General features: G+C 68.6%; 18 protein-coding genes. 7 read left to right on the top strand and 11 right to left on the bottom strand.

Annotated features, from left to right (window positions below):
* Positions 1-579: HNH endonuclease signature motif containing protein (locus tag MVA01S_RS07945; RefSeq protein ID WP_169801747.1), on the top strand; the 579-nt coding region annotated here is incomplete at its 5' end.
* On the opposite strand, the gene MVA01S_RS07940 is transcribed toward MVA01S_RS07945, so the two are convergent.
* From MVA01S_RS07940 to MVA01S_RS07930, 3 genes are read right to left on the bottom strand one after another with little or no spacing between them, the layout of a single operon-like run.
* Complete coding sequence (locus tag MVA01S_RS07940; protein WP_003930636.1) at positions 560-2,467, bottom strand: acetoacetate--CoA ligase; 1,908 nt, start codon at positions 2,465-2,467, stop codon at positions 560-562. The two genes, MVA01S_RS07945 and MVA01S_RS07940, sit on opposite strands and share 20 nt — an antisense overlap.
* Entirely contained in the window at positions 2,452-3,198 is a 747-nt protein-coding gene (locus tag MVA01S_RS07935) for a 3-hydroxybutyrate dehydrogenase (protein WP_003930637.1), read from the bottom strand. The genes MVA01S_RS07940 and MVA01S_RS07935 overlap by 16 nt, the downstream gene beginning before the upstream one ends.
* Positions 3,195-4,565 carry an MFS transporter gene (locus tag MVA01S_RS07930; RefSeq protein ID WP_003930638.1) on the bottom strand — a complete coding sequence of 457 codons (1,371 nt, stop codon included), beginning with the start codon at positions 4,563-4,565 and terminating at the stop codon, positions 3,195-3,197. The genes MVA01S_RS07935 and MVA01S_RS07930 overlap by 4 nt, the downstream gene beginning before the upstream one ends.
* A 69-nt stretch (positions 4,566-4,634) precedes the next feature.
* Here MVA01S_RS07930 and MVA01S_RS07925 point away from each other — a divergent pair, with 69 nt between their 5' ends.
* Positions 4,635-5,585, top strand: a complete 951-nt coding sequence (locus MVA01S_RS07925; protein ID WP_040541233.1) for a LysR family transcriptional regulator — start codon at positions 4,635-4,637, stop codon at positions 5,583-5,585.
* A gap of 40 nt (positions 5,586-5,625) precedes the next feature.
* On the opposite strand, the gene MVA01S_RS07920 is transcribed toward MVA01S_RS07925, so the two are convergent.
* Positions 5,626-6,189 carry a TetR/AcrR family transcriptional regulator gene (locus MVA01S_RS07920; RefSeq protein WP_003930640.1) on the bottom strand — a complete coding sequence of 188 codons (564 nt, stop codon included), beginning with the start codon at positions 6,187-6,189 and terminating at the stop codon, positions 5,626-5,628.
* Positions 6,190-6,272: 83 nt separating this feature from the next.
* On the opposite strand from MVA01S_RS07920, the gene MVA01S_RS07915 reads away from it, so the two are divergent.
* Positions 6,273-6,749, top strand: a complete 477-nt coding sequence (locus MVA01S_RS07915) for a hypothetical protein (RefSeq protein WP_003930641.1) — start codon at positions 6,273-6,275, stop codon at positions 6,747-6,749.
* Here the strand turns inward: MVA01S_RS07915 and hsaB are convergent.
* The 4 genes from hsaB to hsaA are packed head-to-tail and all read right to left on the bottom strand — an operon-like array spanning position 6,746 to position 10,312.
* Entirely contained in the window at positions 6,746-7,315 is a 570-nt protein-coding gene (hsaB, locus tag MVA01S_RS07910; protein WP_003930642.1) for a 3-hydroxy-9,10-secoandrosta-1,3,5(10)-triene-9,17-dione monooxygenase reductase subunit, read from the bottom strand. The genes MVA01S_RS07915 and hsaB overlap by 4 nt on opposite strands.
* A 14-nt stretch (positions 7,316-7,329) precedes the next feature.
* Positions 7,330-8,232, bottom strand: coding sequence for an iron-dependent extradiol dioxygenase HsaC (gene hsaC / locus MVA01S_RS07905; protein WP_003930643.1), 903 nt, complete (start codon positions 8,230-8,232; stop codon positions 7,330-7,332).
* Positions 8,229-9,128, bottom strand: a complete 900-nt coding sequence (gene hsaD, locus MVA01S_RS07900; protein ID WP_003930644.1) for a 4,5:9,10-diseco-3-hydroxy-5,9,17-trioxoandrosta-1(10),2-diene-4-oate hydrolase — start codon at positions 9,126-9,128, stop codon at positions 8,229-8,231. Before hsaD ends, hsaC begins: the two co-directional genes overlap by 4 nt.
* Positions 9,128-10,312: a 3-hydroxy-9,10-secoandrosta-1,3,5(10)-triene-9,17-dione monooxygenase oxygenase subunit gene (gene hsaA, locus MVA01S_RS07895; RefSeq protein ID WP_003930645.1), complete on the bottom strand. Its 1,185-nt coding sequence runs from the start codon at positions 10,310-10,312 to the stop codon at positions 9,128-9,130. Before hsaA ends, hsaD begins: the two co-directional genes overlap by 1 nt.
* A 160-nt stretch (positions 10,313-10,472) precedes the next feature.
* Between hsaA and MVA01S_RS07890 the strand changes: the two genes are divergently transcribed.
* Entirely contained in the window at positions 10,473-11,543 is a 1,071-nt protein-coding gene (locus tag MVA01S_RS07890) for a ferredoxin--NADP reductase (RefSeq protein WP_003930646.1), read from the top strand.
* A gap of 22 nt (positions 11,544-11,565) precedes the next feature.
* Complete coding sequence (locus MVA01S_RS07885) at positions 11,566-12,153, top strand: hypothetical protein (RefSeq protein ID WP_003930647.1); 588 nt, start codon at positions 11,566-11,568, stop codon at positions 12,151-12,153.
* Between the two features lie 4 nt (positions 12,154-12,157).
* Here MVA01S_RS07885 and MVA01S_RS07880 read toward each other — a convergent pair whose 3' ends face one another.
* Both MVA01S_RS07880 and MVA01S_RS07875 read right to left on the bottom strand, forming a co-directional pair.
* Entirely contained in the window at positions 12,158-12,712 is a 555-nt protein-coding gene (locus MVA01S_RS07880; protein ID WP_003930648.1) for a DUF6973 domain-containing protein, read from the bottom strand.
* Complete coding sequence (locus MVA01S_RS07875; protein ID WP_003930649.1) at positions 12,709-14,847, bottom strand: acyl-CoA dehydrogenase family protein; 2,139 nt, start codon at positions 14,845-14,847, stop codon at positions 12,709-12,711. Before MVA01S_RS07875 ends, MVA01S_RS07880 begins: the two co-directional genes overlap by 4 nt.
* A 193-nt stretch (positions 14,848-15,040) precedes the next feature.
* Here MVA01S_RS07875 and kstR point away from each other — a divergent pair, with 193 nt between their 5' ends.
* Complete coding sequence (gene kstR / locus MVA01S_RS07870) at positions 15,041-15,748, top strand: cholesterol catabolism transcriptional regulator KstR (protein ID WP_003930650.1); 708 nt, start codon at positions 15,041-15,043, stop codon at positions 15,746-15,748.
* A gap of 3 nt (positions 15,749-15,751) precedes the next feature.
* Positions 15,752-16,516 (top strand): trehalose-phosphatase, encoded by a 765-nt coding sequence (gene otsB / locus MVA01S_RS07865; protein ID WP_003930651.1) that lies wholly within the window; start codon positions 15,752-15,754, stop codon positions 16,514-16,516.
* Here otsB and MVA01S_RS07860 read toward each other — a convergent pair.
* Positions 16,499-17,599: an Rv3575c family transcriptional regulator gene (locus MVA01S_RS07860; RefSeq protein ID WP_003930652.1), complete on the bottom strand. Its 1,101-nt coding sequence runs from the start codon at positions 17,597-17,599 to the stop codon at positions 16,499-16,501. The two genes, otsB and MVA01S_RS07860, sit on opposite strands and share 18 nt — an antisense overlap.
* Positions 17,600-17,609 lie beyond the last annotated feature (10 nt).

The raw sequence follows: 17,609 nt of genomic DNA, 5'->3' as shown, positions 1-17,609 counted from the left end.
GGGCCGGTACCGGTGGCGGTGAGTCTGGTGATGGCCGACACCACCCTGGCCGGTGACGATGACGAGCTGGGTTGGCTCGACGGGTACGGCCCGGTGCCGGCCGGGTTCTGCCGGGCGTTGACCGGGGATGCGGCTGCTGATGCCGAGCCGAAGGCCACGCTGCGCCGGCTCTACCGTCACCCCGGCTCAGGGCAGTTGGTGGCGATGGAATCCAAAGCCCGCAGGTTTCCGAAAGGTTTGGCGCTGCTGTTGCAGCGCCGGGACCGCACGTGTCGCACCCCGTACTGCAATGCCCCGATCCGCCACCACGATCATGCGGTGCCGGCCCGGGCGGGCGGGCCCACGAGTGCGGGCAACGGGCTGGGGGTGTGCGAGGCGTGCAACTACGCGAAGGAGGCGCCGGGCTGGCGGGTCAGCACGAGCGAGGACAACGGTGAGCATCGAGCCGAGTATGTGACCCCGACCGGGGCCACCTACACCTCGATCGCCCCGCAGCTACCCGGGCCACCGGTACGCCGGCGGCTCAGCCTGGCCGAAGGCCGACTCAGCATCGACCTCGTCACCTTCGACGCTGCGTGACGTACCAGTCGAGAAGCGCGGGATCGTCGACAGCGCTGCGCTCGACGACCTTCGCCGGGTCTCCGCCCTGGAACAGCTTCTTGATCGGCACCTCCAGCTTCTTGCCGGTGCGGGTGTGCGGAACGGCGGGCGCGACGATGATCTCGTCGGGCACGTGGCGCGGCGACACCTCGGAGCGGATCGTGTCGTTGATACGGTCGCGGAGTTCGTCGGTCAGTTCGACATCATCGGGCAGCACCACGAACAACGGCATCCAGTAGCCGCCGTCGGGTTGCTCGGCGCCGATCACCAACGCCTCCACCACCTCGGGCAGACTCTCAACCGCCTGATAGATGTCGGCGCTGCCCATCCGGATGCCGTGCCGGTTGAGCGTCGAGTCGGACCGGCCGTGCACGATCACGCTGTCGTGGTCGGTGATGGTGATCCAGTCACCGTGGCGCCAGACACCCGGGAACGTGTCGAAATAGGCGGAACGGTAACGGTCTCCGTCGGGATCGTTCCAGAACGCGACCGGCATCGACGGCAGCGGCTTGGTGACGACGAGTTCGCCGACCTCGCCCCGCACCGGGTTTCCTGACTCGTCCCATGCGTCGAGGGCGACACCGAGGTACGGCGCGGACAGTTCGCCGGGCCATACCGGCACGGTGCGCGCACCACCGATGAACGCCGACACCACGTCGGTGCCTCCGCTGATCGAGGCGACCTGCACCCCCACATGGTCGCGCAACCACAGCGACGACGACGAAGGGAGCGACGACCCGGTGATCCCGACAGTCCGCAGCGCCGACAGGTCGTGGGTGCGGCCGGGCTCGGCGTCGGCCTTCATACAGCCCAGCACATAACCGGGACTCGTGCCCAGCACCGTGGCGCGGGTCCGGGCGGCGATGTCCCACAACGCATCCGGCTTCGGGGCGTTCGGACTGCCCTCGTAGCAGACGATCGTCGCACCGACCAGCAGCCCCGCGACCTGGAAGTTCCACATCATCCAGCTGGGGCTGGTGTACCAGAAGAATGTGTCGTCGCGGCCGATGTCCGATTGCAGCGCAACGGCTTTGAGATGCTCGATCACCACGCCGCCGTGGCCGTGGATGATGCCCTTCGGCAGCCCGGTGGTCCCGGACGAGAACAGGATCCACAGCGGATGCTCGAACGCCACCGGGACGGGTTCCCATGCGACGTCGCTTCGTTCGGCGAGGTCGTCGGTCGAGAACGTCGCCTTCAGCGTCGGCAACCCGGCCGCAACGGCCTTCACGTCGTCCCGCTTGTCGCGGTATTTGCCGCCGAACAGGTAGCCGTCGGCGGCCACCAACACCGTCGGTTCCAGCTGCCCCAGACGGTCCAGCGCTGCCTTGGCCGAGTAGTCCTGCCCGCATGCGCTCCACACCGCGCCGACGCCGGCGGTGGCCAGAAACGCGATGACTGTCTCCGGGATGTTGGGCAGATACCCGACGACGCGGTCACCGGGGCCGACGCCGACCGCGCGCAGTTTCTCGGCGAACGCCGCGGCCCGTCCGAGCAGGTCGGCCCAGGACACCTCGCGGTCGGGTCCGTCCTCGCTGACGTGGATGATCGCCGGCCGGTCAGTCCGGGCCTGCCGCACGACCTGGTCGACGTAGTTCAGTGTGGTGCCCGGAAACCAGGTGACCCCGGGCATTTCCGATCCCTCGAGGACACCGGAATGCTCACCGAGCTCGAAGTAGTCCCACAGCGCGCCCCAGAATCCCTCGACGTCCTCGACCGACCACCGCCACAGGGCCTGGTAATCCGCGAACGTCTTGCCGGTGCGTTGTTCGGCGAAGCGGGCGAACGCTGTGACCTGCGCTCCCTCGATGTCCTCGTCGGTCGGCACCCACTGGGGCTCGGTGGTCACCGTCACCGGGCGCTCCATCCGCCGTCCATCGTGTACGACGCCCCCGTGACCATGCCCGCCACAGGCGATGCCAACCATGCGACCAACGCGCCGACCTCCTCAGGTTCCACGAGACGCTTCACCGCGCTCTCCTTGAGCAGGATGTCAGAGATGACCTGATCCTCATCGATGTTGTGCGTTCTGGCCTGGTCGGCGATCTGTCTGGTCACCAGCGGGGTCCGGACGTAGCCCGGGTTGACGCAGTTGCTCGTGACGCCGTGCGGACCGCCTTCGAGCGCGGTCACCTTGGACAACCCCTCCAGAGCGTGCTTGGCGGTGACGTAGGCGACCTTGTACGGCGACGCCCGCAGTCCGTGGATCGACGAGATGTTGATCACCCGCCCGAACTCGTTGCGGTACATGTGCGGCAGCGCGGCCCGGATCAACAGGAACGGCGCTTCCACCATCAACGCCATCATCGAGCGGAACTTCTGCGGCGGGAACTCGGCGATCTCATCGATGTTCTGCACGCCGGCGTTGTTGACCAGGATGTCGGTCGCCAGGGTCAGACCCTCCAGCGCCTGGACATCGAGAAGGTCCAGCACCCAGGCGGTTCCGCCGATCTCCTGGGCGAGGGCCTTGGCCGCCACGTCGTCTACGTCCACGACGGTGACCTCGGCCCCCTGTTCGGCCAGCGCCCTGGCGCACGCCGCGCCGATACCGCCGGCGCCGCCGGTGACCAGTGCGGTGCGGCCGCGCAGACCACTCATACCAGGCCGGCCTTGGCGAGTTGCTCTCGATCGGCCTCGTCGACGTCGTGCAGGTCGATGCCGTTGGTCTCGCGGGTGAACCACGCGGCGACGAGCGTGATCACTGCGGCGCCGGCCAGGTAGACCGCGATCGGGATCCAGGTGCCGAACCTGTCCAGCAGCCAGGTGGCGATCGCCGGGGCCAGCGATCCCGCCACGATCGACGTCACCTGATAGCCCAGGGACACACCCGAATACCGCATCCGGGTCGGGAACATCTCGGCCATGATCGCCGGCTGCGGCGCGTACATGAACGCGTGGATGACCAGTCCGAGGATGACCGCGCCCATGATCATCAGGTAGTTACCGGTGTTCATCATCGGGAACGCGAAGAACCCCCAGGTGGCGGCCAGCGCTGCGCCGCCGATGTACACCGGTCGGCGGCCGTACCGGTCGGCCAGTCGGCCCACCTGCGGCACGACCAGGAAGTGCACGGCGTGCGCGGCCAGCAGCCACCACAGGATGTCGCTGGTATCGGCGCCGACATGGGTCTTGAGGTAGACGATCGAGAACGTGACCACCAGGTAGTACATGATGTTCTCGGCGAACCGCAGCCCCATCGCGGTGAAAACGCCACGGGGGTAACGCTTCAGCACCTCTTTGACGCCGTAGGACACGGCCTTGACCCGTTCGACCTCTTCCTGGGCCGCGATGAAGATCGGCGCGTCGGTCACCTTGGTTCGGATGTAGTAGCCGATCAGCACGACCACCGCCGAGAGCCAGAACGCCACGCGCCAGCCCCAGGACATGAACGCGTCCTCGGTCAGCACCCCGGTCAGGACCAGCAGCACGACGGTGGCGAGCATGTTGCCCACCGGCACCGCGGCCTGCGGCCAACTGGACCAGAACGCCCGGTCCTTGTCCGGGCTGTGTTCGGCGACCAGCAGCACCGCCCCACCCCACTCACCGCCGACGGCGAAGCCCTGCAGGAACCGCAGCGCGACGAGCAGGATCGGCGCCCACACCCCGATCTGGGCATAGGTGGGCAGGCATCCCATCAGGAAGGTCACGACACCGACGAGCAGGATCGCGAACTGCAGCAGCTTCTTGCGGCCGTACTTGTCGCCGAAATGTCCGAACACGATGCCGCCCAGCGGACGGGCGACGAACCCGACCGCATAGGTCAGCAGCGCGGCGATGAGCCCGGCGGCCTCGCTGGTGCCCTCGGCGAAGAACACCTTGTTGAACACCAACGTGGCGGCGGTGGCGTACAGGAAGAACTCGTACCACTCGACCACCGTCCCCGCCATCGAGGCGACCACCACCCGTTTGAGGCCCGTCGTGATCGGTCCCGGACCGTCGGTTCGCGCGTCGTGTTGCGTGCTCATCGCACACCCCTCCTTTGTGATGACCGCCACAGATGTCGGTGAGTATTCCTGCAGCTACCCCACCCGGCAATGGCCAAAACCGCAGTGTCGATCTGCGAAAATGCAGAAGTGCCTTTACCTGCCCGCAGGCCCAGTGCCGACGACCTGCTGGTCCTGTTGGCGGTCGGCCGGACGGGCCGATACACCACCGCGGCCGACGAGCTTGGCCTGAACCACACGACGATCAGCCGCCGCATCGCCGCGCTGGAACAGGCCATGGGCGGCCGCGTCCTGGCCCGCGTCGCCGGCGGCTGGGAGCTCACCGACCTCGGACGCGAAGCCCTGGCCGCCGCCGAAGCGGTCGAGAACGCGGTCCGCTCGCTGGCCACCGACGCGGCCGGGCAGCGAGCACTCGAAGGCGTCGTGCGCCTCTCGGCCACCGACGGGTTCTCCGCCTACATCGCCGCGCCGGCCGCGGCGGCGGTACAGCGCAAGCACGCCAAGGTGTCGGTGGAGATCGTGGCCGCCACACGCCGGGCCAGTCAGCAGCGCTCGGGCCTGGACATCGAGATCGTCGTCGGCGAGCCGAAGGTGCACCGCGCCGAGGCACTGCCCCTCGGCGATTATTGCCTGGGCCTGTACGGCTCGCGCGACTACCTCGCCGAGCACGGTGAACCGGCCGATGTGGACGACCTGCGCCGGTTCCCGCTCGTGTACTTCATCGACTCGATGCTGCAGGTCGACGATCTGGACCTGGCCGCCAGTTTCGCACCCGCCATGCGCGAATCGGTGACGTCGACCAACGTGTTCGTCCACGTCGAGGCCACCCGCGCCGCGGCCGGACTGGGCCTGCTGCCGTGCTTCATGGCCGACCGCCATCCCGATCTGGTCCGGGTGCTTCCCGCCGCGGTGTCGATCCGGCTGACCTACTGGCTGGTCACCCGCGCCGAGACGTTGCGCCGGCCCGAGGTCGCGGCGGTGGTCGCCGCGTTGCGGGAGCGGGTGCGCGACCAGCGCGAGGTGCTGCTCGGCCGGAAGTAGGCGAAGGTTATCCACAGGAGTTATCCCCAGTGTGGATGAATCACACCGGTGTGATTTCGCCGAGGAGCAGGCGGGTCGCGTCGCGTATGACCCGACCCCGGGTGCTGCCCGGATGGTCGGCGGCGATCAGGTGGTCACCGATGACGAGCGAGAACGCAAGCATCGCCCTGGCCTCGACCTGGGCCGGGTCATCGACGATTGCCGAGAGGAGCTCTCGCAGGTAGTCCATGCGGCGGTTGTCCACCTGCCGCAGCCTGCGCGCCACCTCCCGGTCACGCCGCGCCCAGTCCCGGACCGCCAGATCCAGCGGGAGCAACTCGGGTGAAAAGGTCAGCGCTCCGGCCCGGGCGACCTTGCTCCGCGCGTCGCCGCCCTCGGCCTCGACCCGCGCCCGGGCGTCGTCGATACTGCGCTGCTCCCAGGTGTCGAGCATCGCCTCGATGAGCTCGCTGCGCCCGCCGAACTGCCGGTAGAACCCGCCCCTGGTCACGCCGAGCCGCTGAGCGAGCACCTCGACCCGCACCGCGTCGGGTCCGTCCGCGGCCAACAGGCCCAGCCCGGCGTCGACCCATGCATCCCGGGGTGTGCGAACAGGTGGCGGCATCGGCGGTCCGATCGTCGAGCGACTATTGCCGTTCCATCCTACGATAGATACAGTACTGTTCTGTATCTATCAGGAGGCAGACGATGAACTCCCCTACCGCAACCGTCGACCGCGTCGACGCCGACAGCGCCCTCCTGGCGCGCAGCACCCTGACGCGGATCGACCACGTCGACGCCCACGTCCTGCGCACCGACGGCGACCTCTCGCGCACACCCGAACAATGGGCGCGCGAGATCCTCGAGCATCCGCCGGCGGCCGTGCGCCTACGCCTGCGCGCCGGGTGGACCGCGCTCGGGATAGCGCTACATCACGGTCGGCCCGACACCATCGCCGGCTGGCCGATCACCGGCAACACCGCGGAATTCCTTCGCCTGCAGAGCGATTCCCGGATCGGCCTGCACGGCCAGCTGATCACCCGGCTCAGCGATCAGGGTGTCACCTTCGCGACACTCGTCGAACTCGGCAACCCCGTCGCCCGAATGGTCTGGGCGAAGGTGCTACCCGGGCACCTGAGGACCGTGCGCTCGCTGATGGAAGGGGCGGCGCAGCGGACGACCTAGAGCCAGGTGTCGTCGGTGGTCGCGGTCAGGAACGCCTCGAGGTCATTGCGCCAGTCGGCCGGCGTGGTCTTGTCAGGTTCGATGCCGGTGTACTGCCCCTGGTAGAACAGCAGCGGCCGCGGCTTCTTCCCGGTGGAATTCTCCGACAGTGAGTGCACCCCGCCGAACACCACGAAGTGGTCACCCCCGTCGTGCACCGAATGCACCGAGCAGTCGAGATGAGCGAGCGCGCCGTCGATCGCCGGTGATCCGAGACCTGAAGGCGTCCAGTCGATCCCGGCGAACTTGTCAGGCTCGCGGGAGCCGAACCGCGCCGACACGTCCTTCTGGTCCTCGTGCAGGATGTTGACGCAGAAGTTGCCGCTGGCCTCGATGGCCGCCCACGAGCGCGACTGCTTCGTCGGGCAGAAGAGCACCAGCGGCGGATCCAGCGACAGTGCCGCGAACGACTGACAGGCGAACCCCACGGGCTGGCCCTCGTGCACCGTGGTGATCACCGTGATCCCGGTACAGAACTGGCCCAGCACATTCCGGAATGTGCGGGCATCGATCTGAGGCTCGGACACGCTCAAGTTGCTCGTCAGTCCCGGAAGCCCACACTGAAGTCGTGGCCCCACAGCGAGACCGCGGTGCTCTCCCGCGCCACCCAGTCGGAGTCGTCGACTTCGAGACCCTCACAACCGAACTCGATGTCGAAGCCGCCCGGAGTCTTCATGTAGAAGGACAGCATCTTGTCGTTGACGTGCCGGCCCAGCGTCGCCGACATCTTGACCTTGCGACGCAGCGCGCGGTCCAGGCACAGGCCGACGTCGTCGGAGTTCTCCACCTCGACCATCAGATGCACGATGCCGCTGGGTGTTTCGCCGGGCATGAACGCGAGGCTGTGATGCCGCGGGTTCACCCCGAGGAAACGCAGCCATGCGGGTGCGCCGTCGGCGGGCCTGCCGACGAGCTGCGGGGGGAGCTTCATCGAGTCACGCAGGTAGAAGCCGAGGACGTCGCGATAGAAATGCAGGGTCTCGGCATCGTCGCGCGTGGTCAGCACCACGTGCCCGAGACCCTGTTCCTCGGTGACGAACTTGTGGCCGTACGGGCTGACCACCCGGCGATGTTCCAGCGCGACACCGTGGAACACCTCCAGCGTGTTGCCGGACGGGTCGTCGAAGACGATCATCCCGTCGACGCGCCGCTCCGCCAACTCAGCGGAGGTGGCCTCCTTGTAGGGCGTGCCCACGCCTTCCAGCCGGGTCCGGATATCTTGCAGCTCTGCGGCGTTCGCGGTCTCCCAGCCGGACACCAGCAGCCGGTCGTGCTCGCCCGGCACGATCACCAGGCGGGCCGGGAACTCGTCCATCCGCAGGTAGAGCGCGCCGTCGGTGGCCCCAGATCCCTCGACCATGCCGAGGACCTTCAGGCCGTACTCTCGCCACGCCGCGATGTCGGTGGTCTCGATGCGCAGATAGCCCAGGGACTTGATCGTCATGATGCGCCTCCCAAGAAGTCGATGGTCAGCTTGTTGAACTCGTCGAATTTCTCCAGCTGAGCCCAGTGGCCGCACTGTCCGAAGACGTGCAACTGCACCCGCGGAATCTGCTTCAGCGCCACCAGCGCCCCGTCGAGTGGGTTGACGCGGTCCTCGCGACCCCAGATCAGCAGTACCCGCTGGCGCAGCTTGTACACGTCGCGCCACATCATGCCCAGCTCGAAATCGGCGCCGGCGAACGACTTGCCCATCGCCCTGGTGGCCGCCAGCGACTCTGGCGTGCTGGCGATCTGGAAGCGCTCCTCGACCAACTCGGGCGTGATCAGGCTCTGATCCCAGACCATGATGCGCAGGAACTTCTCGATGTTCTCCCGCGTCGGTTCGGCGGCGAACTTGCCGAGCAGCTTGACGCCCTCGGTCGGGTCCGGTGCGAACAGGTTGACGCTCAGCCCGCCCGGGCCCATCAGCACCAGGCGCCCGGCCCGCTTCGGGTTGTCCAGCGCGAATCGCACCGCTGTGCCGCCGCCGAGCGAATTGCCCACCAGCGCAGCCCGTTCGATGCCGAGATGGTCGAACAGGTTCAGCAACGCGTTGGCGCTGTAGCGGTTGTACTGCTCATGCTCGGTGTGCTTGTCGGAGAGCCCGTAGCCGGGCTGGTCGACGGCCAGCACGTGGAAGTGCTTGGCCAGCACCGCGATGTTCTTCGAGAAGTTCGACCAGCTGGAGGCACCGGGACCGCCGCCGTGCAGCAGCACCACCGTCTCGGAATGCCCGACCCCGGCCTCGTGGTAGTGCAGGCGCATGTCCTGACCTTTGCCACTGACGTCGGCGAACCGCGAGGTCGACTCGAACGTGATCTCTTGCTGCTGGGCCGCTTCGGCTGCGAAAGACGTCATCAAACCATCGTGTCCTGGGGCGGCAGACCGAACGCGTCGTTGCCGAAGATCAGGTACGCGCGCTCCGGCTCGTTGGCCGCGTGGACCCGGCCCGCGTGCGCATCCCGCCAGAAGCGCTGGACGGGCTGGTCCAGGCCGAGCGCGGTCGCACCCGATGCCTCGAACAGCAGGTCGATGGACGCGATGGCGCGCGCGGTGGCACGGACCTGGTCCCGACGGGCGCAGGCACGCAGCGAGAACGGAATCTCCTGGCCGGCCTGCAGCAGCTGGTACTCGTCACGCACGTTGCCGATCAGCTGCCGCCAGCCGGCGTCGATGTCGCTGGCCGCCTCGGCGATCCGGATCTTGGCGAACGGATCCTCCTTCGACTTCTCGCCGGCGAACGCCGCGCGCACCCGCTTGCCCTGATGCTCGACGTGCGCCTCGTAGGCGCCGTAGGCCATGCCCATGATCGGCGCACTGATGGTGGTGGGATGCATCGTGCCCCAAGGCATCTTGTAAACCGGCGCGGTGTTGTTCTGATATCCGCCCGCGGTGCCGTCGTTCATCGCCTTGTAGGACAGGAACCGGTGCCGCGGCACGAAAACGTCCTTGACCACGACGGTGTTGCTGCCGGTGGCCTTCAGTCCCACCACGTTCCACACGTCGTCGATCTGATAGTCGGTGCGCGGGATCAGGAAGCTGCCGAAGTCCACCGGCTTGCCGTCCTTGATCACCGGGCCGCCCAGGAACGCCCAGGTCGCATGGTCACATCCGGACGACCACTGCCAGGCGCCGCTGACCAGGTAGCCGCCGTCGACCACGGTGCCCGCGCCCATCGGCGCGTACGACGACGACACGCGCACCGTCGGGTCGTTGCCCCAGACGTCGTCCTGGGCCTGCTGGTCGAACAGCGCCAGATGCCAGTTGTGCACGCCGATGATCGACGCCACCCAACCGGTGGAACCGCACGCGCTGGCGATGCGCCGCACAGCTTCGTAGAAGAGGGTCGGATCGCACTGCAGGCCACCCCACTGCTGCGGCTGCAGCAGTTTGAAGAAGCCCACCTCGTCCAGTTCGGCCACGGTCTCGTCGGGCAGACGGCGCAACTCTTCGGCGGCGAGCGAACGCTTGGCGATCCGCGGCAGCAGGTCGTCGATACCGGCGAGAACCGACTGCGCGTCGCGCTGTTCAATGGACGTCACTGGTGTGCCTCCCGAGGCGTGCGAAGTAACTACAAGAGATTAGAACACGTTACGATTTGTGTCGAGTAGCGGTGGCCTGTGGCCACTGGACCTGCGGACATGCATTTCTGTAACCTGTTCTAGTTATGACCTACCGCGGCGCGAAGAGAGGGCTCATCTTGTGACGGACGTAGTCGCCGACCAACCGCTGGGCGCCCACGTGCTCGAACTGGAGATCGTCAAGGTCATCGAGGAGACCGCGGACGCACGCTCGCTCGTGTTCGGATCCCCGGCCGACGCGCCCGTGCCGCCGGAGAAGCTGCGGTACGCACCAGGACAATTCCTCACCCTGCGGGTGCCCAGCGACCGCACCGGCTCGGTGGCGCGCTGCTATTCGCTGTGCAGCTCACCGTTCACGGGCGACCCGCTGACCGTCACGGTCAAGCGGACCGCCGACGGATACGCGTCGAACTGGTTGTGCGACAACGCCCACGCCGGGATGCGGATCCACGTGCTCGCCCCGTCGGGCACCTTCGTGCCCAAGACCCTGGACACCGACTTCCTGCTGCTGGCCGCCGGCAGCGGCGTGACCCCGATGCTGGCGATCCTGAAGTCGGCGCTGTCAGAAGGCACCGGCAAGGTCACGCTGCTCTACGCCAACCGCGACGAGAACTCGGTCATCTTCGCCGAGATCCTGCGCGACCTCGCCGCCAAGTACCCGGACCGACTCACCACGATCCACTGGCTGGAGTCGGTGCAGGGGCTGCCGACCGTGTCCGCCCTGGCCGAACTGTTCGCCCCGTACGGGTCCCGCGAGGCGTTCATCTGCGGACCCGGGCCGTTCATGGCCGCCGCCGAGGAGGCGCTCACGACCGCGGGCCTGCCCGCCGAGCGCATCCACATCGAGGTGTTCAAGTCGCTGGAGTCCGATCCCTTCGCGGCCGTGACGCTGGAACCCGACGACAGCGACGAAGGCCCCGCGACCGCGATCGTGACCCTCGACGGTCAGACCCACGAGGTGTCCTGGCCGCGCCGCGCCAAACTGCTCGACGTGCTGCTGGACAAGGGCCTCGACGCGCCGTTCTCCTGCCGGGAAGGCCACTGCGGTGCGTGCGCGGTGGTGAAGAAGTCCGGCGACACCGAGATGGAGATCAACGACGTGCTCGAGCAGCAGGATCTCGACGAAGGCCTCATCCTGGCCTGCCAGGCACATCCGTTGTCGGATTCGGTCGAAGTCACCTATGACGAGTAGCGGGGGGATTACCTTCATCACGATGAAACGGCTCGCAACGGCAAGTGCGGTCGCGCTGGCCCCGATGTTGATGGTGGCGCTGACCGCTGCACCCTCGGCCACGGCCGCGTCCAACACCGCGGTGTCCTCGATCAACGTCGACCCCGCCACCCAGATCCAGATGCACGTCACCGCGAACTGCGACGCGGCACAGAACAGGTGCTTCTACAACACCTCCGCGAACCTGCTGACCCCGAGCGGCCCGACCGGGTTCCCGCGGGACACCTGGGCCCGCCAGACGGTGACCCTGCGCAGCGACTCCCAGGACATCTGGCAGGAGGCCTCGTACAGCGCGCCGTCGGGCACCCCACGCGAATCCAAGGGCGCCAACCACGACAACGTGCTGTCCAGGATGCTGAAATCGCTGCGCGACGTCGAGGTTTCGGTGACCTACTTCGGCGGCGGCCCGATCCCACGGTTCACCACCGACGGTGACTCCGTGCCGACCTCGTGGACCACCGGCCTGCCCGCCAAGGGGTCGCAGTTCATCGTGTGCTCGCAGATCCAGGTGGTCTACGAAGGGGTCAACCTCACCACCCCGAGCGCCTGCGCCCAGACGACCTTCGAGTAGCCGCCTAGCGCGGCCCGCTCCACTCCAGATGCGCGCCGTCCGCCGCGACGACGACCAGGTCGCCGCCGAGCACCGCCCGATGCACCAGGTCGGCCAGTTCGCTGGCCGACGCGTCGGGATGGGCCAGCGCGATGCCGCGGCCGACCTCGTTGTTGAAGAGGTCCATGGCCATGCTCGTCGGGCGGTTGCCGGCCCTGCCCTCGTGCGCGGCCGTGAACGTCGCCGTCCAGTCCGCGCCGAACCGCCGCGTCAACAGCGCGCTGGCGTACGCGTGCCGGAACGCATCGGTCTGGTTGTCGGTCTCGACACCGCCCGGCGGCGGGAACCGGGCCACGGCCTCGGCCGTCGCCCGGATCTTGACGGCGTGGACGTCGGACATCCGCGCGGGCTCGGCCAGCAGCATGTCGATCTCGGTGCGGGTCAGCTCCACCGGAGCGAGGTCGCCCGCCTGCCCGGCTGTCACCGCCGCGGCGTCGAAAACCTGTGTCCCGCCAGGATCCTCGGGGACCCGGTAGGTCCGCAGGATCTCGGCGAGCCGACGCGCGCGCTGCCCGCTCACCGCGGCAGGCCCAGTAGCCTCTCCCCCGCCAGGGTCAGCAGGATCTGCTCGGTGCCGCCGGCGATCGTCAGGCACCGGGTGTTGAGGAAGTCGTGCACCTGCTGGTTGAGCACCGCGCCGGCACCCTCGGACAGGTCCATCCGGAACTCGGCGAGCGCCTGCCGGTACCGGACACCGATGAGCTTGCGGGCGCTGGCCTGCGGGCCGGGGTCCTGACCCTCGACGGCGAGCTGGGCGATCCGCTGGTCGAGCAACGAACCGACCTGTGCGGTGACGATCAACTGACCGAGCTTATCCTGTTGGGCCCCATCGACTTCCAGCCGGGCGATGACCGCCAGCAGCTCTTCCATCGGGTTGCCCAGCGCGGTGCCCTGGGCCATCGCGACGCGCTCGTTGGCCAGCGTGGTGCGCGCCAGCCGCCAGCCGTCGTTGACCTGGCCGACGACCATCTCGTCCGGGACGAAGACGTCGTCGAAGAACACCTCGTTGAACAACTCGTCACCGGTGATCTCGCGCAGCGGGCGGATCACGATGCCCGGGCTCTTCATGTCGATCAGGAAATAGGTGATGCCCTTGTGTTTCGGCGCGTCGGCGTCGGTGCGGGCCAGGCACACACCCCAGTGCGCCTTCTGCGCGGCCGAGGTCCATACCTTCTGGCCGGTCAGTTTCCAGCCGGGCCCCGACTCGCCGTCGACGCGGACGGCCTTGGTGCGCAACGCCGCCAGGTCCGAGCCCGCCCCGGGCTCGCTGAACAATTGGCACCACGTCAGCTCACCGCGCAACGTCGGCGGGACGAACTGCTCGACCTGTTCCGGGCTGCCGTGCTCCAGGATCGTCGGCACCGCCCACCACCCGATCACCAGATCCGGGCGCACGACACCCGCGGCGGCCAGCTCCTGGTCGATCAGCAGCTGCTCGGCCGGACCGGCGGCGCGGCCGTGCGGTCGCGGCCAGTGCGGTGCCAGCAGGCCGGTCTCGGCCAGCACGACCTGACGTTCGTTCTCCGGCGCGGCGGCCACTTCGGCTACCGCGGAAGCGATCTCGGGCCGAAGGTCGGCCACCGAGTCCAGATCGATGTTGAGGTCCCTGCGCACGCCCTGCTGCGTCAGATCGGCCACCCGACGCAACCACCGCGACCGGCCACCCAGGAACTGCGCGATGCCGTAGGCCCTCCGCAGGTACAGGTGCGCGTCGTGCTCCCAGGTGATGCCGATCCCGCCGAGCACCTGGATGCAGTCCTTGGCGTTGGCCTTGGCCGCGTCGATGGCGACCGACGCCGCCAGCGCGGCCGCGATCGAGAGCTGATCGGCGTCCGACTCCTCGGCGGCCCGCGCGGCGTCGGCGGCGGCCACGGCGACCTGCTCCGAGCGCAGCAGCATCTCGGCACACATGTGCTTGATCGCCTGGAAGCTGCCGATCGGCTTGCCGAACTGCTCGCGCACCTTGGCGTAGTCGGTGGCGGTTTTCAGCAGCCAGCGGGCCAGTCCGGCGGCTTCGGCGGCCAGCAGCGTGGCCGCCAGGTCGACGACCCACCGGGCCGGGACGTCCAGCGCCTCGGCCGCCGCACCGTCGAGCACCACGCGGGCCAACGGGCGGGAGAAATCGGTGGCCTCGAGCGCCTCGATGCTCACCCCGTCCGCGGCGCCGTCGACCAGCACCCACGTGTCACCTGCGGGCAGCAGCAGCACTCCGGACCGGTCGGCGCCCAGCACGTAGGGCGCAGTGCCGGAGACCCGGCCGTCGGCATAGTCCAGATCCGCGCTCAGCGTCAGCCCCGCCGTGCGCTGACCGGTGGCCAGCGCCTCCAACAGCTCGGCCTGCGAACCCGGCAACACCAGAGTGGCCAGTGCCGTGGTCAGCACCGGGCCGGGCACCAGCGCCGCAGCCGCCTCGTCGATCATGGCCGCCAGATCCGATACCGTGCCGTCGGCGCCACCGTGCTCCTCGGGGAGCGCGACACCGAAGATGCCTAGTTCGGCCAGGCTGCCGTACGATGCCCGCCAGGCGTCGGCGTCGCCCTGCTCGACCTCCCGTGCCGCCTCGACCGCGCGTGACGCAGCGGCCCAGGTCCGGACCAGTTCACGGGCGGCGGACTGGTCGTCGGTGGTGGGAGCGGACGTTGAAGCCGACACCATGTCTCCTCGCGTTTGGGTGAGAAGACGATGCTTCTCACTAGAACGTGTTCTAATAGTGACAGCGTTCGACCGTCAAGTCGACCGCCCTCGGAGCAGGGCACCGGTGAGTGCCCGCCGCACGGACAAGAGAAATACGGGACCGGGATGCGTATCGTTTTCACCGGGAACGCATCACGAAGGAGCCATTCACCGGATGTCGGGGACGTCGGATTTCGCCGCTGATAAGCCGCAGACGCCTGCCCGCGCCACCTCGGGCACGGCGTCGGACTCCAAACCCCGCCAGGTCATGAACGTCGCGGTGCTCGCCGAATCCGAGCTCGGCTCCGAAGCACAGCGCGAACGGCGCAAACGCATCCTGGACGCCACCCTGGCGATCGCGTCCAAGGGCGGGTACGAGGCGGTCCAGATGCGCGCGGTGGCCGAACGCGCCGATGTCGCGGTGGGCACGCTGTACCGGTACTTCCCGTCCAAGGTGCACCTGCTGGTCTCGGCGCTGGGACGCGAGTTCGAACGCATCGACGCCAAGACCGACCGGTCCGCCTTCCCGGCCGGCGCCAGCGCCTACCAGCGGCTCAACATCATGGTCGGCAAGCTCAACCGGGCCATGCAGCGCAACCCGCTGCTGACCGAGGCGATGACGCGCGCGTTCGTCTTCGCCGACGCGTCCGCCGCGGGTGAGGTAGACCACGTCGGCAAGCTGATGGATTCGATGTTCGCCCGCGCGATGAGCGACGGCGAACCCACCGAGGACCAGTACCACATCGCGCGGGTGATCTCCGACGTCTGGCTGTCCAACCTGCTGGCCTGGCTGACCCGGCGCGCCTCGGCCACCGACGTCAGCAAGCGACTGGATCTGGCCGTGCGGCTCCTGATCGGCGACGGCGACCAGCCTAAGATCTGACGGGTGAGCGCCGACCTCCCGCCCGAACTGCTAGCTGCGCTGTCCACCGCGGCCGACACCCCCCGGCTCCTGGTCACCTCTGATTTCGACGGCACGCTGGCGCCGATCGTCAACAACCCGGCCGACGCGCGACCGCTGCCCGCCGCCGCCGAGGGCTTGCTCAGTCTTGCCGAATTACCCTCCACCACAACAGCATTGATCTCGGGCCGGGCGCTGGAGACCCTGCGCGCGCTGTCGTCGATGCCGGCGACTGTTCACCTGGTGGGCAGCCACGGCGCCGAGTTCGCCGGCGGTTTCGCCCACGACATCGACCGCGACCTGTTGCAGGACATCACCGAGCGGCTGCGCGAGATCGCCTCGGGCCGAACGGGGGTGACGGTCGAGACGAAGCCCGCCAGCGTCGCGCTGCACGTGCGCAATGCGGCCCCGGCCGACGGGGAGGCCGCTCTGGCCGCCGCGTGGGAGGCGTCCTCGCAGTGGGACGCGCACGTGACCACCGGTAAGGCGGTACTGGAGTTCGCCGTGGTGTCGACCGACAAGGGCGAGGCGGTCGACATCCTGCGCGCCGAGCACGACGCGACGGTCGTGGTGTTCTTCGGCGACGACGTCACCGACGAGAAGGCGTTCGCCCGGTTGCGCGACTCCGACGTCGGGGTCAAGGTGGGGCCGGGCGAGACTGCCGCGGCCTACCGGGTGGACTCGCCCGACGACGTCGCCACCGCGCTGCACTTCCTCCTCACACAGCGCCGGTCACGCCGGCGGTCCTGAGGTCCGTCCCCGCACCACCTCGGTCGGCAGCACCTCGATGACGGGCAGCCCCGACCGCGCCGGGTTGTGCAGGATCTCCCCTGCGCGCCTTCCCTTTTCGAGGCTCGGCTGCACCACGGTGGTCAGGCCGCGGCGCCTGGCCTCAGGGACACCGTCGAACCCCGTGACCGTCATCTGGCCGGGCACGTAGACCCCCCGCGCGCGGAGGTGGTCCATCGCCGACAGCGCCAGGACGTCCGCGGTGCACATCAGCGCAGTGATCCGGGGATTGGCCTCCAGTGCGACGTCGGCGCCCGCACCCCCGGAGGAGGGCAGATGTTCGTAGCTCTCGACGACGGTCAGCGACTCCGGATCCAGGCCCGCCGCGGCCATCGCGTCGCGCACCCCGCGGATCCGTTCGCCCTGCACCTGGAAGTGCGGGGTCCGCAACCGTTCCGGGTCGGCCAGCGCCGGAGCGACACCGCCGTGTGGCCAGTCCCGGCCCAGTCGCATCGTCAGCAGCCCGATCTCGCGGTGCCCGAGGCCGATGACGTGTTCGGCGAGCCCGCGCATCGCCGCCCGGTCGTCGATGCCCACGCACGACGCCCCGGGGATGTCCCGCGGCTGGTCGACCACCACGAGAGGGAGGTGACGTTCGGCCACCACCGGCAGATACGGATCGTCGTCCGAGGCCGAATACACGACGAAGCCGTCCACCCCGGCGGCCAGCACGGCCGCCGACCCCTCGGCGAGGGTACGGTTCGGCCCCACCGAGACCAGCAGCAGGCCCTGGCCCACCGCCTCACACGACTCGGCAAGCCCGGCAACGAAATCCAGCGCTGCGGGATCGCTGAACGAATAGTCGAGAGGTTCGGTGATCACCAGGCCGACCGCTCCGGCCTTGCGGGTGCGCAGCGAACGCGCGACCGGGTCCGGGCCCGGGTAACCCAGCCGCTTGGCCGTCGTGAGCACCCGCTCGCGAAGCTCCGCCGACAACTGGTCGGGCCTGTTGTAGGCATTGGAGACGGTGGTGCGCGACACCTTGAGCTCGGCGGCCAGCGAGGCCAACGTGGCACGCCGCCTGGGCGCCGGACTCCGGGACATGCTCCCCGAG

It is taken from the genome of Mycolicibacterium vaccae NBRC 14118 = CIP 105934, assembly GCF_001552715.1.
Classification (GTDB): Bacteria; Actinomycetota; Actinomycetes; order Mycobacteriales; family Mycobacteriaceae; genus Mycobacterium; species Mycobacterium vaccae.
Note: the sequence above shows the minus strand (reverse complement) of the source record. Positions and strands in the feature narration are given on the sequence as shown.

Coding starts and splice junctions, on each gene's coding strand:
- MVA01S_RS07940 (WP_003930636.1), bottom strand. CDS start 2,467: ATGGAGCGCCCGGTGACGGTGACCACCGAGCCCCAGTGGGTGCCGACC.
- MVA01S_RS07935 (WP_003930637.1), bottom strand. CDS start 3,198: ATGAGTGGTCTGCGCGGCCGCACCGCACTGGTCACCGGCGGCGCCGGC.
- MVA01S_RS07930 (WP_003930638.1), bottom strand. CDS start 4,565: ATGAGCACGCAACACGACGCGCGAACCGACGGTCCGGGACCGATCACG.
- MVA01S_RS07925 (WP_040541233.1), top strand. CDS start 4,635: ATGGCCAAAACCGCAGTGTCGATCTGCGAAAATGCAGAAGTGCCTTTA.
- MVA01S_RS07920 (WP_003930640.1), bottom strand. CDS start 6,189: ATGCCGCCACCTGTTCGCACACCCCGGGATGCATGGGTCGACGCCGGG.
- MVA01S_RS07915 (WP_003930641.1), top strand. CDS start 6,273: ATGAACTCCCCTACCGCAACCGTCGACCGCGTCGACGCCGACAGCGCC.
- hsaC (WP_003930643.1), bottom strand. CDS start 8,232: ATGACGATCAAGTCCCTGGGCTATCTGCGCATCGAGACCACCGACATC.
- hsaD (WP_003930644.1), bottom strand. CDS start 9,128: ATGACGTCTTTCGCAGCCGAAGCGGCCCAGCAGCAAGAGATCACGTTC.
- MVA01S_RS07885 (WP_003930647.1), top strand. CDS start 11,566: ATGAAACGGCTCGCAACGGCAAGTGCGGTCGCGCTGGCCCCGATGTTG.
- MVA01S_RS07875 (WP_003930649.1), bottom strand. CDS start 14,847: ATGGTGTCGGCTTCAACGTCCGCTCCCACCACCGACGACCAGTCCGCC.
- kstR (WP_003930650.1), top strand. CDS start 15,041: ATGTCGGGGACGTCGGATTTCGCCGCTGATAAGCCGCAGACGCCTGCC.
- MVA01S_RS07860 (WP_003930652.1), bottom strand. CDS start 17,599: ATGTCCCGGAGTCCGGCGCCCAGGCGGCGTGCCACGTTGGCCTCGCTG.